This is a genomic window from Colwellia chukchiensis (assembly GCF_002104455.1).
Classification (GTDB): domain Bacteria; phylum Pseudomonadota; class Gammaproteobacteria; order Enterobacterales; family Alteromonadaceae; genus Cognaticolwellia; species Cognaticolwellia chukchiensis.
Genome location: NZ_NBOC01000006.1, coordinates 1 through 12,490, shown reverse-complemented (window position 1 = coordinate 12,490; position 12,490 = coordinate 1). Strand labels below are relative to the sequence as shown.

General features: G+C 40.3%; 12 protein-coding genes and 1 pseudogene. 6 read left to right on the top strand and 7 right to left on the bottom strand.

The window, feature by feature from the left end; all coding sequences use genetic code 11:
- Positions 1–64: 64 nt before the first annotated feature.
- The 4 genes from queE (at position 65) to B6K83_RS08705 (ending at position 3,706) form a co-directional block, all read left to right on the top strand.
- Positions 65–739 (top strand): 7-carboxy-7-deazaguanine synthase QueE, encoded by a 675-nt coding sequence (queE, locus tag B6K83_RS08720; protein WP_085284551.1) that lies wholly within the window; start codon positions 65–67, stop codon positions 737–739.
- A 293-nt stretch (positions 740–1,032) separates the two neighbouring features.
- Positions 1,033–2,121, top strand: a complete 1,089-nt coding sequence (locus tag B6K83_RS08715) for an endonuclease/exonuclease/phosphatase family protein (RefSeq protein ID WP_085284550.1) — start codon at positions 1,033–1,035, stop codon at positions 2,119–2,121.
- A gap of 139 nt (positions 2,122–2,260) precedes the next feature.
- Positions 2,261–2,938 carry a DUF4386 family protein gene (locus B6K83_RS08710; protein ID WP_085284549.1) on the top strand — a complete coding sequence of 226 codons (678 nt, stop codon included), beginning with the start codon at positions 2,261–2,263 and terminating at the stop codon, positions 2,936–2,938.
- 519 nt (positions 2,939–3,457) lie between these two features.
- Positions 3,458–3,706: a DUF4282 domain-containing protein gene (locus tag B6K83_RS08705; RefSeq protein WP_085284680.1), complete on the top strand. Its 249-nt coding sequence runs from the start codon at positions 3,458–3,460 to the stop codon at positions 3,704–3,706.
- A 241-nt stretch (positions 3,707–3,947) separates the two neighbouring features.
- Here B6K83_RS08705 and pdsS read toward each other — a convergent pair whose 3' ends face one another.
- Both pdsS and pdsR read right to left on the bottom strand, forming a co-directional pair.
- Complete coding sequence (gene pdsS, locus B6K83_RS08700) at positions 3,948–6,182, bottom strand: proteobacterial dedicated sortase system histidine kinase (RefSeq protein WP_085284548.1); 2,235 nt, start codon at positions 6,180–6,182, stop codon at positions 3,948–3,950.
- A 12-nt stretch (positions 6,183–6,194) separates the two neighbouring features.
- On the bottom strand, positions 6,195–6,911 hold the full coding sequence (gene pdsR, locus B6K83_RS08695) for a proteobacterial dedicated sortase system response regulator (protein ID WP_085284547.1): 717 nt from the start codon (positions 6,909–6,911) through the stop codon (positions 6,195–6,197).
- A gap of 239 nt (positions 6,912–7,150) precedes the next feature.
- Between pdsR and pdsO the strand changes: the two genes are divergently transcribed.
- A complete protein-coding gene (gene pdsO / locus B6K83_RS08690) occupies positions 7,151–7,978 on the top strand; it encodes a sortase-associated OmpA-like protein PdsO (RefSeq protein WP_085284546.1) in 828 nt (275 codons plus the stop codon).
- Between the two features lie 253 nt (positions 7,979–8,231).
- Here the strand turns inward: pdsO and B6K83_RS08685 are convergent, their stop codons facing one another.
- The 4 genes from B6K83_RS08685 to B6K83_RS08670 all read right to left on the bottom strand — a co-directional run bounded on the left by B6K83_RS08685 (position 8,232) and on the right by B6K83_RS08670 (position 11,138).
- Positions 8,232–9,332, bottom strand: a complete 1,101-nt coding sequence (locus tag B6K83_RS08685) for a WD40/YVTN/BNR-like repeat-containing protein (RefSeq protein ID WP_085284545.1) — start codon at positions 9,330–9,332, stop codon at positions 8,232–8,234.
- Positions 9,333–9,532: 200 nt separating this feature from the next.
- On the bottom strand, positions 9,533–9,832 hold the full coding sequence (locus tag B6K83_RS08680) for a hypothetical protein (protein WP_085284544.1): 300 nt from the start codon (positions 9,830–9,832) through the stop codon (positions 9,533–9,535).
- Between the two features lie 169 nt (positions 9,833–10,001).
- The gene (locus B6K83_RS08675; protein WP_085284543.1) at positions 10,002–10,451 is read right to left on the bottom strand and encodes a hypothetical protein; all 450 of its coding nucleotides are present in this window, start codon (positions 10,449–10,451) and stop codon (positions 10,002–10,004) included.
- Positions 10,452–10,487: 36 nt separating this feature from the next.
- The gene (locus tag B6K83_RS08670; RefSeq protein WP_085284542.1) at positions 10,488–11,138 is read right to left on the bottom strand and encodes a hypothetical protein; all 651 of its coding nucleotides are present in this window, start codon (positions 11,136–11,138) and stop codon (positions 10,488–10,490) included.
- Between the two features lie 124 nt (positions 11,139–11,262).
- Between B6K83_RS08670 and B6K83_RS08665 the strand changes: the two are divergent.
- Positions 11,263–11,412, top strand: a pseudogene (locus B6K83_RS08665) (IS110 family transposase); the annotation flags it as partial.
- Positions 11,413–11,842: 430 nt separating this feature from the next.
- Here B6K83_RS08665 and B6K83_RS08655 read toward each other — a convergent pair.
- Entirely contained in the window at positions 11,843–12,097 is a 255-nt protein-coding gene (locus tag B6K83_RS08655) for a hypothetical protein (protein ID WP_085284541.1), read from the bottom strand.
- Positions 12,098–12,490: the final 393 nt, after the last annotated feature.

Below are 12,490 nucleotides of genomic sequence, written 5' to 3'. Positions count from 1 at the left end.
CAAACCTCTTGGGGTATAATAAAAACACGCGCATTTTACTTGAAATCAACTAAGCAATAAAGCAATGACCACACGTTATAAAATAAATGAATTGTTTGAAACTCTACAAGGTGAAGGCTCTTTTACTGGCCAACCATCCATATTTCTTCGCTTACAGGGGTGTCCCGTGGGTTGCTCATGGTGTGATACTAAGCACACCTGGGAAATTCATCCAGAATTAGAAGTTAATAGCAAACAATTACTGAGCAAATCTGAAGAAACCGAGCAATGGTCGAATTTAACGCTAGATGAGATGGCGGCGATATTTTCTCAGCAAGGCTTTCAAGCCAAACATATTGTTATCACAGGCGGCGAGCCATGTATGGTAGATTTAACAGAGCTTTGCCATTATTTTGAAGCGCAAGGTTATAGCTGCCAAGTAGAAACCTCAGGCACTTTTGAAATTAGGGTTTCAAAGCAATGTTGGGTTACGGTTTCGCCAAAAGTAAATATGCGCGGTGGTTATAAAATACTCGCCAGTGCCATGCAACGTGCCAATGAAATTAAACACCCGGTGGCCACCGAGCAACATATCGATGATTTAAAAGCCTTACTCGCTGAACATAAGGTTGAGCATAAACAAATTTATTTACAACCCATCAGCCAAAAACAACGCGCCACTGAGCTGGCAATTGCATCTTGTATTGCCAACAATTGGCGTTTATCTGTGCAAGTACATAAGTACATAGGGATTGAATAAAGGCTAGCTAAGTTAATTTAGCCAATAAAAATTAGGAGATGAGATATTTAACAGCGAGCAAGTGTTTAGAGTTTGATGTCGCTTATTTTTGACCAGACATTTATTACCAGATGTATCAAACGTGAACTTTACCCTTCACAATTATTGTTTTGAGCTTTTTACATTACCTTGTTAGTCTAAACGGTAATCGAGCGACAACAGTAATGGCAAAAAAGTCAGATATTTCCCTATTGTTGGCTAATACCTCAAATCGTTTAAATTTGACTTTTTTCAAATCAAGGTAGATTAAAACAATGACTTTATTCCTTGCTTGTTGTACCGCATTAACCCTAGCGTTGACCTTACTGCCGCTTTCTCGTCACCCACATTGGCTGGTAAGGGGAATGGACTTTCCTAGGCTGCAATTCGCGATTTTAATTATCGTGCTGCTGATTGTCGAGTTGCTAGTTCTCGATACGCACTCAGCATTGACTTGGGGGCTAGTTATAATCACAACTGCGTGCTTAGTATGGCAATTATGGTGGATTTTACCGTATACCTTGGTATGGCGCGTGGAAGTTAAAAGTGCTAACCATAGCCATGCTGATAGTCAAATTAGTATTCTTACCGCCAATGTTCTCACCCCTAATCGTCATTCAGACTTACTCGTCAATCTTGTTCGTGAACACAAGCCGGATGTTGTTGTCACTTTAGAGTCAGACCAGTGGTGGGAAGATCAGCTAAACGTTTTAGAGCGAGATATGCCTTATAGTGTAAAGTGCCCGTTGGATAATTTATATGGCATGCATGTTTATTCTAAACTTCCAATTCAAGAGCAAGAAATTTCATTCTTAGTTGAAGATGATGTGCCATCTATCCATGTAACATTAGCGTTAAGATCAGGAAAAACCATTCGTATGCACTTTGTGCACCCAGCGCCGCCAAGTCCGACTGAAAACCCCCAGTCAGCTGAGCGCGACGCAGAGCTTATCATAGTTGCTAAAAGTGTAGCCGATAGCAAGTTGCCTGTCATAGTGACAGGAGATCTTAACGACGTCGCTTGGTCAGCAACAACGCGCTTATTTCGAAAAATTAGTGGATTACTCGACCCAAGAGTTGGCCGTGGCATGTTTAATACCTTTCATGCCGACTTTGCATTTTTGCGTTGGCCTTTAGATCACCTATTTCATAGCCATCACTTTACGTTAAATTCTATTAAGCGCTTACCTTCGATTGGCTCTGATCATTTTGCATTACTGACGAAACTCACTTATTCTGCGATATTAAAAGGCGAGCAAGTCGGGCTAGATGCCGATGCGTCTGATCACGACTGGTCAAGCGATATCATCGAAGAGCAGAACGTAACTAAGGACGATGTACCGCAATTTGGCGAGCAAAAATAAGGCCTTTAAGTCTAAAACTTGATGTAGAAGTCGCCTTATAATTATCAAACTTAGTCAACTACAAGACAATAACCACACTTGCTATTATGCGCTAGCAATTGTCGCTAACTCACTAGGCAAACATGCAAAGGATAGAAACATGTCATTATTAAAATGGGGCGGCTTAGCCGCGATAGTCGAAGCCTGTACTTATATATTTGGCTTTATTTTATTTTTTGGCATTTTAAATACCACCGGCCTGGAAACACCTAAGCAATACCTAAGTTTTGTTATCGAACACCGTGATAGTTATTTTTTAGGTTATTTGATCAGCGGAATTTTATTTAGCTTAGCATTGATTATTCTAGTGCATGCAACTTATCAAACGTTTAAACAAGTCTCGCCAGAGTTTATTAACATCACTACCATTATTGGTTACCTTTGGGCTGGCCTTGTATTAGCCAGTAGCCTTATTTTTCTCTCTAGTCTAGGGCCAATAGCTAAGTACCATGCAATCGATCCTGACGCCGCATTAGTGATAAATCGCAGTATTACTATTGTGGTCGATGCCTTAGGGGGCGGTATCGAGCTGGTTGGTGCGCTTTGGGTGCTAGCGATTAGTTATGTCGGGCTAAAAGGTAAAATATTTAGCCAGTGGTTGCATTATTGGGGCGTGCTGGTGGGACTTGCTGGTGTACTGACCATTTTTGCTGGGTTTTCGTTTCTTGCCGACAATGGCTTTTTTTCCACAACAACGGCAATTTTTGGTTTAGGGCAAATTGTTTGGTTTTTAGGGCTAGGCTTTGCAATGCTTAACGCAGGCGCAAAGCAAGCGTAGTTGTAGCAGCAGCGCTGCCGAACAAGCTAATTAAAAACGCGCTTGGCTAACCAGTTAAGCATTACTTTTTTCCCTGATTTAAAACAAGCATATTTTATGAAGTATGGGCGGCGTTAATAACGCTTAACGTATTAGGTAAAGCTTACCTTGTTTATGTTATTAACAGCCACTTATGTCATTAACGTCAACGTAGTGTGGTGAAATCAGCAAACGCTGTGAGCCTACAAAGCCTTAGCTAAACTAGTAGCAATTCAAAAAAAATAATAGTACCTATAGTTTTTTAATACCTTTTATATCAGTTGTTTGGAAGCAACTGTTTCGCTCTTCCTATGACAATGTCTCTTATGCTATGGTTAAGTAATGAGCACTGGTATAGCTTATTTTAGCCATAGAGCTTACTTTTAATGCTTAGCCCAAATAAGCCAGTGCAAATAGTTTCATGCTTAGGCTAATAATAACAACGCCGCAAGCCGAGCGTAGATGAACACTGGCGTTATTAATAATAAAAAGGATTTACCTATGAAAGATGTATTTTTTTTCGACTCAATGCTGACCCCTAAAATCATCACCTTTGTTTATTGGCTGATGCTGTTAGGCTCATTGGTTTCAGGCTTAGGCACTATGTTTAGCGAATATGGCGGCGGCTTTTTAGCAGGTTTAGGTATTATTGTTGGTGGTGCGATAGGTTCAAGAATTTGGTGTGAGTTGTTAATTGTGCTGTTTAAAATTCATGAAAACCTACAAAAAATTGCGCAGAAGCCAGAGTAAATCTCGACGATTTATTAGTTAAGCGCAACCGTGGCGTTGTTGAGACGACTATAATGTAAAAGCCCAGCAACTTGATGGTTGTTGGGGTATATGTTGTAAGTGTCGGACAAGCAAATGTGCAGCGAATTAACCGAGTTTTGTAATGAGTTAAATTCAAATACAAAAACTCATTCAAAGCTGCCATGCAGGTTAATGGTTAGCGTTTTAAGCTTATGTAATTAACTGTTGTAATGCCGCAGCGTTACTTATGTAACGGCAGTGTAATAATAACGTCAACGCCAGATAGGCGTTGATTGTTTTGCGCTTTAATGCTGCCATGATGAAATTGGCAAATTAGTCGTGCTATGTATAAACCCAAGCCTAAATGTGGTTGCTGGTTATTATGTTTATCTCTGATCGAGACCATAGAGTCAAATAACTGCTCACTCATTTGCTCAGGTAATAGCTGGCCTTGATTACTGATTGTTAAACTGAGCACCTGTTGATGGTTATGGACGGTTACGCTGACATGATCATCTTCGGAAAACTCAACCGCGTTGGCGATAACTTTATCTAATAATTGCGCGATATGCTCTGGTGAGCCTAGCACTTTATAACTTTCACGGTTTACTTCCTTAAACGTAAAATTAATCTGCGGATATATCAAACGATACCCTTGCATACAGCCGTTAATGACTTGCCCTAAGTCGAACACGCTTGGTTCAGTATGATTTAAAATTTCTTCAATACGGGTTGCTTCATTTATATTAGTTAAAATTAAGCTTAAGCGTTCAACTCCTTGTAAAGCCCGTTGTAAATAGGGGTTTTGTTTGGTCAGCGCATTATCGGCGTTGCTATTTTCACTAGCAGTTATTAGCGCGGCAGAGTTTGCTTGCTGTTGCATGGCTAAGGTTTCTAGTGAGGTTCGCACCACGGCAATTGGGGTGCGTAGTTCATGTGATAAGCGCGATGACATATTTTCTAAATAATGATTGTACTGACCCAAACGGTTAACGGCGGTTGAAAAACTGCGGGTGAGATCGCCTATTTCATCGTTACTGTTTGAGGTTGCAACCGTGCCATTTATGCGCCCGTGTTCATCAATGGCTAGCTCGGCTTGATTACTCAAGGCCCTAATGCGATTGGAAATACGCGAGGCAAATAAGAAAAACGCCAGTGCGCCTAATAGCATAATGACGATAATCGAGCTAAACAGCTTTTCCAGCGCTTGGTTGCGTAAGGTTCGAATGCCATTGGTGGTTTCTTCAACAATAACCGCGCCTTTTACTTGCTCATTAATATACACAGGGTAGGCGGCAGAAAGCACAACCGCTTTTTGATCTGTGGTTAAGCGCCATTGTGACATAGGCTCACCCTTTAGGGCGCTTTCTATGTGTTTGCCGGTAAGGTTTTCTGAGTCATAGAGTTGGTCAATAAAGTTACTTGGTGGCTGGGTTAAGATCGACTCGTAAATGGGTTTAAGTATTTTGCTTTCAAATGTTTGCCAGGCGGTTAGCAAGATATTGCTATCGTCATTGTTGGCAAGCTGATTGTTTAAGTTTACGTGCTTATTCCACACGCCACTGGCATTTTTTATGTCACCAGTTGAGGCTAATACCCTGTGGTGTTGATCCACTACCCAAATACTTGAATTGGTGTAGCTCATACCTTTAACTATGCGTTCAATTTCTGGCGATGGCACTAAAATTGTACCTAATGTTTCAGGCGAGCTGGGATCGGCGGAGCCTATCGAGGTTTCTATGCTACCTAAAGGTTGGTCAACATCATGCACGGCAAAGGCGATATTATCGTTAAATTCTGTTAACGGCACCCGCACTTCAACATCATAACCTTGCGGTGTATCTCGCCAATGGCCTTGAATTTGTCGCGCGGGTACAGGAATGTTATGGGCAACATCAGTAATACGGTAGGCGTCAATCCAACCTGTGGTTTTATTGCTAATAATAAAGCGACTAAAGACGCCGTTTGGGTTAATAAAAGCAAGCTCAATATGATCGTTATGGCTAATACTGCGGGCGTTAGTATCGCGATAAATTACCTTGTCGTCGACAACGGAAAAATACAGGTATAAATACTTACCATAAGTACCCACTGCAGCGGTTAAATTTATCGATAACTCTTGTGCACTTAATTGCTGATAAAGTTGGTTGTTTTGTTGGTAAAAGTGCGCTTTATTAGCAAAGTCAGGCCAGTCATTATTTAAACCGTCAAGTTGAATAGGGGCAGATAAACCATAACTGTATAAGTCTTTACCTTTTTCTACACTCGGTAAAAAGCTGGCTTGATTATTAAATAAATTATCCCGCTCATGTAAGGCGGTGGCGAGTGCTCTTGCGGTACCTACTAGGGTTTGCTCTTGTCCATACCTTAAGTACTTTTCCATTTCCCAAACGTATTGATAACCAAACCAAGGAATAGCAAATAAAAACCCAGATAATAATAATAGCTTGCTGCGTAAGCCAAAACGCCACTTCATGAATAATGTACCCTATGAGCTCGGTGCTACAGCTGCTGGATTTTGATTCCATCGATAGCCCATGCCGTAGACGGTTTCGATACAATTAAACTCACTATCGAGCGCGCTAAATTTTTTACGAATACGTTTAATGTGTGAGGTAATGGTGGAGTCATCAACATAGATATTGGAGTCTTGCATCAACTGACTACGGTTTTTAACATGGCCTGGGTGCTTGGCTAGGGCATAGAGCATCCAAAATTCAGTAATGGTTAAATCCACGATTGCTCCTTGCCACTCAATACTCATGCGTTGACTATCTATGGTTAACGGCCCAAGTGTTAGCAGGTGATCTGCTTGCTGTGGTTTGCCCAAAGCATCTTGGCGACGAAATAGTGCTGCGATGCGCGCGGCTAAATGCGCCAAACTAATGTCTTTGGTTAGGTAATCATCAGCGCCAATGCGTAAACCCGATACCGTATCCACATCACTATCGCGCGCAGTTAAAAATATTATGGGCAAGGTGCTAGACACAGAGCGCAACCATTGGCAAAGCTCAAAACCGGCATCGTATTCTTGCTCTAAGCCGATATCTAATATAGCTAAATTAGGCAATCGTAGGTTAAAGGCTTGCATAGCCGTTGCCTTATTGGCATAGGTTTGCACTTGATAGCCTTGTAGGCGTAATACGTCAGCGTAGTTTTCTCTGATAGCCGCGTCATCTTCAACGATCGCAATCCGTTTTGACATAATATGCAATGTTCCTAGTGGAGATTTGTGTTTGATAATATCGAATAAATGCTAGTAATGCTGTTAATTATTGCAATTGCCATAAAGTTGCCACATTTGCCCCGCGCATTGCCATATTTACGGCCCTTAGTGGTCGTTTTCTTGCGGTTTAATAACACCATCAAAACCAAACAGCGAACTAAGTGCTTATGTTACTTAGTTGGCAATAATTTTTAGACATAAACCGCAAGGAATATAAAATGAACGCTAAAGTATCGCTATTAACACCAATATTTCCAACAAAAACATTAATTAACGTCGCCTTGATCTCGGCATTAACCGTTAGCCCTGTATTTGCCAATAGTTATGAAAGCCCGAGCCAGCAAAATGTTGAGCAGCAAAAAGCTGCGCAATTAAAAGAAGAAATTGGCTTTGGCACTGGCATGGTAATAGGGGCGATAGTCGGTGGGCCAGTTGGCGCTTTTGTTACCGGGCTTGCTGGTAACTTTATTGCCAAAAATATCAATGCTGAAGATGAAATTGAGCAATTAGCCAGTGCCTATCAAGCGCAAAAACAAACCAATGCAGACACTTTGGCGCGTTATCAACAAAAAATGACACAAGTAGAGCAAAATTATCAACGTCAGTTATTAGCGTTACAGCAAAACTATCAAGCCACCAGCGAGCTGCAAGCGGCTAACTTATTAATGAGTTTACAATTTTCTACAGGCTCTAGTGAAATTAAACCGCATTATAATGAGCAAATTGCCAGCTTAGCGCGCATAGTAAAGCAGTCACCCAATTTAACCCTAGACTTATCGGGCTACACTGATAAGCAAGGCAGTAAAACCTTAAACCACGCGTTATCTTTAGCCCGTATTAATGCAGTAAAAAATGCCTTAATTGATCAAGGGGTAGCGGCAGAGCGCATTAATTTGTTTGCCTTTGGTGAGCAAGACAGTGTTGTTGCCTCAGCCGAAAATAAAGTCAGCTTTTATGATCGCCGTGTGGTCATTAAATTAAAAAATAGTGCGCTAGCTGAAACACAACAAAGCCTAGAAAGTAATCAAACGGCAAAAAATTACTAAACGGGTAAGTATTGCTACGCTGTTCACCCATAGTGTTACAAAGTCAAAGCTTAGGGCTTTGACTTTGCTATATGGCTGTGTTGATGCCACGTCTAGCATTTAAAGCGCTTTGTACAGCCGCTTTTCAGCGTCAAAGCGCTAAATTTTAGGCTATCAGCATCACTAGTTTTCATTATTACTTAGGTTATGGTGGCAACTTATGTGATCTTTATTGAACGTAAAGCATTGAAATCAATAGCAGATGCACATTGAATTACCCGCAGTTTATATCAGTAGTACTAACCGACTTAATGCCATTATCCCAAAGGCCTAAATAAAGTAGGTTTTCTGTTTCGGTTTGCACCATTAATAAACTTGTCACCCCACCTTTGCTAACTTCGTTTGAAAAATCGTTACTGACCCAAGTATCCCCGTTGTCACTACTGCAAAGTACGGTTAATGGCTGCACTGCATCGCCTTTGTTATAACTAGCTGTGTACAATTTTCCGGCATCGTCTATAACAATATCCCAATAAAACTGGTGGTCAACATCACCTAGTGGCTGCTGCCAGCTTGCTCCATTATCTCGACTGATTGCTATACCACCTTCACCACCAACTAAAACAGTTTTATTGTCGGTTGGGTGGATCAACCCCCCTTTAAAAACTGACGGATTTGGCAGTAAGTCACTCCAAGTTGTCACGCTAGCGTCAACAAGTGAATAACGACTTAAGTAGCCATTTTCGATCGGTCCTTGTCCACCAAACCAAATCAATTGTTGAGATGGGTGAGGTAAAATAAGTGCTAAACCAGAAGCTAATCCATCCCAAGTGCCAGCTAATAGCGTCCAGTTTTCTGCTGAGCTACTGGCAACGGCAAAAGAAGTATTGCCTACAGCATAAAGTTGATTATTCACTTGATCATAAACAATATTATTAATAGCAGTATACTCGCTACCGCCAAAATTATGGTTTATGAGTTGCCAGTTTTCACCACTATCTTGGGTCATATAAAGTGGTGAGGGCTCAGCGTATGGGCTAGTGCCGACCGTTTCCATTGCAGCTATATAATGTCCTTGGGAAATTATTGCTAAGGCTATCACTTCATTTGCGTTTGGTGAGCGATCTTGCCACTGTGCATCAGCATTAGCTCGCCAAAATAAGCCTTGTGTTGTTGCAGCGAGCTGGGCTTCTCCATCTAGATATAAATGGTTCACCGTAACAGCGTTACTCAATTCTGTGTTAATTACAGTTGCCGGCGGCGGGGGAGGTGTAGGCGGTGTTGGTGTTTTTTTGTTATCAGAGCTACCGCCACAGCCATAAATAAATAATGTAGCGATTACTATTACGCTTGAGTGTATTAAGTTCCTCATCATTAAGCATCCTTTCATTTCTTAAAAAAAGCAAAATTTGACTACTTAATAGGCAATGTTATAAAAATACTCGCGTAATTTCAAATACGTGCGCGACTGAATGTTTAACCAGCTTAGCAAGCTAAAAGCTTGTTTTGAGATTAAAGTTAATCTAGGCGCCCATAATAACTGTTGTTTATTGACGGGAAGAAGGGTCACATGTGTTATGTTTTTAGCTCTTGAGACAAAACATCTTCCATTGTTTCGTTTTGAGGCAAATTTTTCTCTAGTATGTCGACTAGTTCACAATATTTTGGGGCGTTACCTAATTGTGGTGATACAATAGTAAGAAAGACTAATAGGAATGCTAAATAAGTAAAATTGTCACCTGACAGTGAACCAAATAGCATTGCTAATAGAGCACCAATCATTAAAGCAAATAAGATAGGTTGTATCCGTTTGCTTTTGTTCCGCGACTTAATTGCCGCTTCAATAACTGCAACTTCTTTTTGAGTCATATCCATAACCAAATACTCCTGAAAACATAACGCTTTAAAATTTATCAAGGCACCAATAATTTATCAAGACACCCATAACGCCTCACTCAGAGACTAAAAATTGATGGCTTAAATAGCGCGGCACGAGCACAGTCAGCTGTTATTTGTGCTGCTTTAACGATTTCTTATAACGACTTTACACTGTTTTATTTTTGATAAAAGCGACTTCTGATGCAGTTGTCCAACACGCAATAATTAAGCATAAATCCCCTAATTCAACTAAATCATCTAACCCCATACTTCTGGAAATAATTATCAAAACTACTGAAGGTATAAAGCCTGCTACAAATGAGTTTTTGAAAAACCAATTGTGCCCATAATACGCATATACAGCCCCAATCAAGCTACCAACGACAGCTAGCAACAAGTAAGAGAGAAAACTTAAAATTGATAAAGTGCCTTCATCATAAAAATACGCTACTAATAAAAATACTATTGGGAATGTTAAAGCAGTAGTTGTTAGTTTGGTCATATCTTCGCGATTCACTGAATCATCCTTTTCGTAACGCCGCGCTCTGCGGAAATTTTGGAGCGAAGCAGAAATTTTTTCCGGCACCAGCGCTTTGTTAGGCATTTCAAAGCACATTCCTGACTCCTAATTATATACTCGGTAGATGAATTACTAAGTCCATCTCAGTGCAAAAAGTGCTTTTTCATAAAGGGTTGGAAGGTGTGTGGCGTCTTTTTTCGCCTGCTCTATATTCTTTGCGATCCAGGGCTTGCGGTTCCTAGCTGTAATCTCTCCGGTCACATCATGATCAGTCCGGTATCTGAGCACAAATTTGTCTGGATACTTGGAAGAAAACGTAATAAATGCACCGAAACTGTGAGTCGATTCATTAGGATGTTCAACAAACAAACCGGAAAATGAGCATCGGTCTTGGTTAACTGAGGTCGGCGATTCTATACGCAGTTCAGATGGTTCATCTCCATCCCACAGAATATTCACGAGAATATGGGAATCACTCTGCTTAACGATTAAAAACCCCCCATTTAGATGTTCGTACTTACATAACTTAGAGAGACTAAATATGCGCGGTTCCTCAAATTTCCATGTACCCCTAATATTTGGAGAAGTTGCCGCATACTTAAGCAGTAACATACGCCATCCGTAATGATCGTAAAGCAGTACTATTATATTGAGAACCGTCGCTATAAGACCCGCTTGTAGAAGTGTAAATAGATTCCATTCGCCACTCTTAAAATATGAAATGACAGCTGTTAACACTCCAACAAGAATGACGAAAAGGAGGACTTTTGTTTTTTTTGCCATGATTATCTCCTCTCCACACTTATAAATGTGTAACGCCTAACGAATGATATGGACTCCCCTTACCAAACGGCATCTATGTACCATATTGAAAGGTGTTAAAGCATTCAATTAAAGGAGAGACCATATGTCTTTAATTAAAGCTGTTGGCATTGATTTAGCCAAGTTAGTTTTTAGTATTCACGGTATTTACCAACATGACAAGTATAAATTACGCAAAACAGTTAAGCGAAACAAGCTGTTAGCTGAAATCAAACTTATCAAGACTCCCATAATAACTGCTATTAATGCACAAGCAGTGAAAATACTCTCAAGATTACACATCAGCGATGAAAGCTGGTTAAAACTCACCAACCACTTTGAAAAGATATTCACTGGTGCAGTCGGTACCGCCGAGCACTTAGCTGAATTTACTGAGCATGTCGGCTTAAAAAGAGCGCATGGTATCGCCAATGCCCAGGCTTGGTTAAATAGCGCCTAAGCACTCATACCCATATTAACAACAAAAAACAAATCGCTACTGTGATACAGCAAGTCCAGCGTGCCTGAAATTCAACGATAGCCGAGAAAAACATCAACATTGCCCATAACTACCGAACCAATGGCATCAATCAGCGGTATAGATTCATCGTTTATCGTCCTCGCCAGGTTTTATTTTTGCTCAGCGCTATTATGGGTGGCTTATTTAATTCGTATGATTATACGAATTAACTTTGGGGTCTTAGCAAATACATTAGAATTCCAAATGCTAGCATCCATAAAACCCCCGCACCAATGTATATACCTGCATCATAAGATTGTTGGATACTATAAAAAGCCGTTAAAAAAGGTGTAATAAATGTTAACCCTTTAAAAATTGAAAATAGTATTTTTTTTGTTTTAATAGCGCCTTGCTTCAACCTTTTCGACTCTAATACAGTATCAATAACAGCATCTATTTTATTTTCTTTTTTATCACTCATAGTTCATCCCTTAAAATATTTGACCGGTTTAAACACATAACGCTCAAATAACAGACTAAAAATAGTGGGCTAAAATTGCGTGGAACGAGCGCTAGCCAACTGTTTAGCGTCCGTTTAAGTAATTTGTTATACGCAAACGTTACTGTACCGCTCGTATTATAAGATGTGCTGTAGGAGTTGTGAGTAAAATTACAATATTTTCTCACACATACGTCTACTTGTTTCATACATCACACCTTCTTTTGTTTTATATGCACTAACCAAACGTAAGCGTCCGGTGATCAGCACCTAGCTAAGCTTTACATTCCAAGGTAGCAGAGCTTCAACATCAACATTTTGATCACTGAGTTGTTCAAGACAATAAGCAACATAGTCGAAAGGAGTTAAACCATT

Excerpts from the sequence above, each read along its gene's own strand:
- queE (WP_085284551.1), top strand. The coding sequence starts at position 65 with ATGACCACACGTTATAAAATAAATGAATTGTTTGAAACTCTACAAGGT.
- B6K83_RS08715 (WP_085284550.1), top strand. The coding sequence starts at position 1,033 with ATGACTTTATTCCTTGCTTGTTGTACCGCATTAACCCTAGCGTTGACC.
- B6K83_RS08710 (WP_085284549.1), top strand. The coding sequence starts at position 2,261 with ATGTCATTATTAAAATGGGGCGGCTTAGCCGCGATAGTCGAAGCCTGT.
- B6K83_RS08705 (WP_085284680.1), top strand. The coding sequence starts at position 3,458 with ATGAAAGATGTATTTTTTTTCGACTCAATGCTGACCCCTAAAATCATC.
- pdsS (WP_085284548.1), bottom strand. The coding sequence starts at position 6,182 with ATGAAGTGGCGTTTTGGCTTACGCAGCAAGCTATTATTATTATCTGGG.
- pdsR (WP_085284547.1), bottom strand. The coding sequence starts at position 6,911 with ATGTCAAAACGGATTGCGATCGTTGAAGATGACGCGGCTATCAGAGAA.
- pdsO (WP_085284546.1), top strand. The coding sequence starts at position 7,151 with ATGAACGCTAAAGTATCGCTATTAACACCAATATTTCCAACAAAAACA.
- B6K83_RS08685 (WP_085284545.1), bottom strand. The coding sequence starts at position 9,332 with ATGATGAGGAACTTAATACACTCAAGCGTAATAGTAATCGCTACATTA.
- B6K83_RS08680 (WP_085284544.1), bottom strand. The coding sequence starts at position 9,832 with ATGGATATGACTCAAAAAGAAGTTGCAGTTATTGAAGCGGCAATTAAG.
- B6K83_RS08675 (WP_085284543.1), bottom strand. The coding sequence starts at position 10,451 with ATGTGCTTTGAAATGCCTAACAAAGCGCTGGTGCCGGAAAAAATTTCT.
- B6K83_RS08670 (WP_085284542.1), bottom strand. The coding sequence starts at position 11,138 with ATGGCAAAAAAAACAAAAGTCCTCCTTTTCGTCATTCTTGTTGGAGTG.
- B6K83_RS08655 (WP_085284541.1), bottom strand. The coding sequence starts at position 12,097 with ATGAGTGATAAAAAAGAAAATAAAATAGATGCTGTTATTGATACTGTA.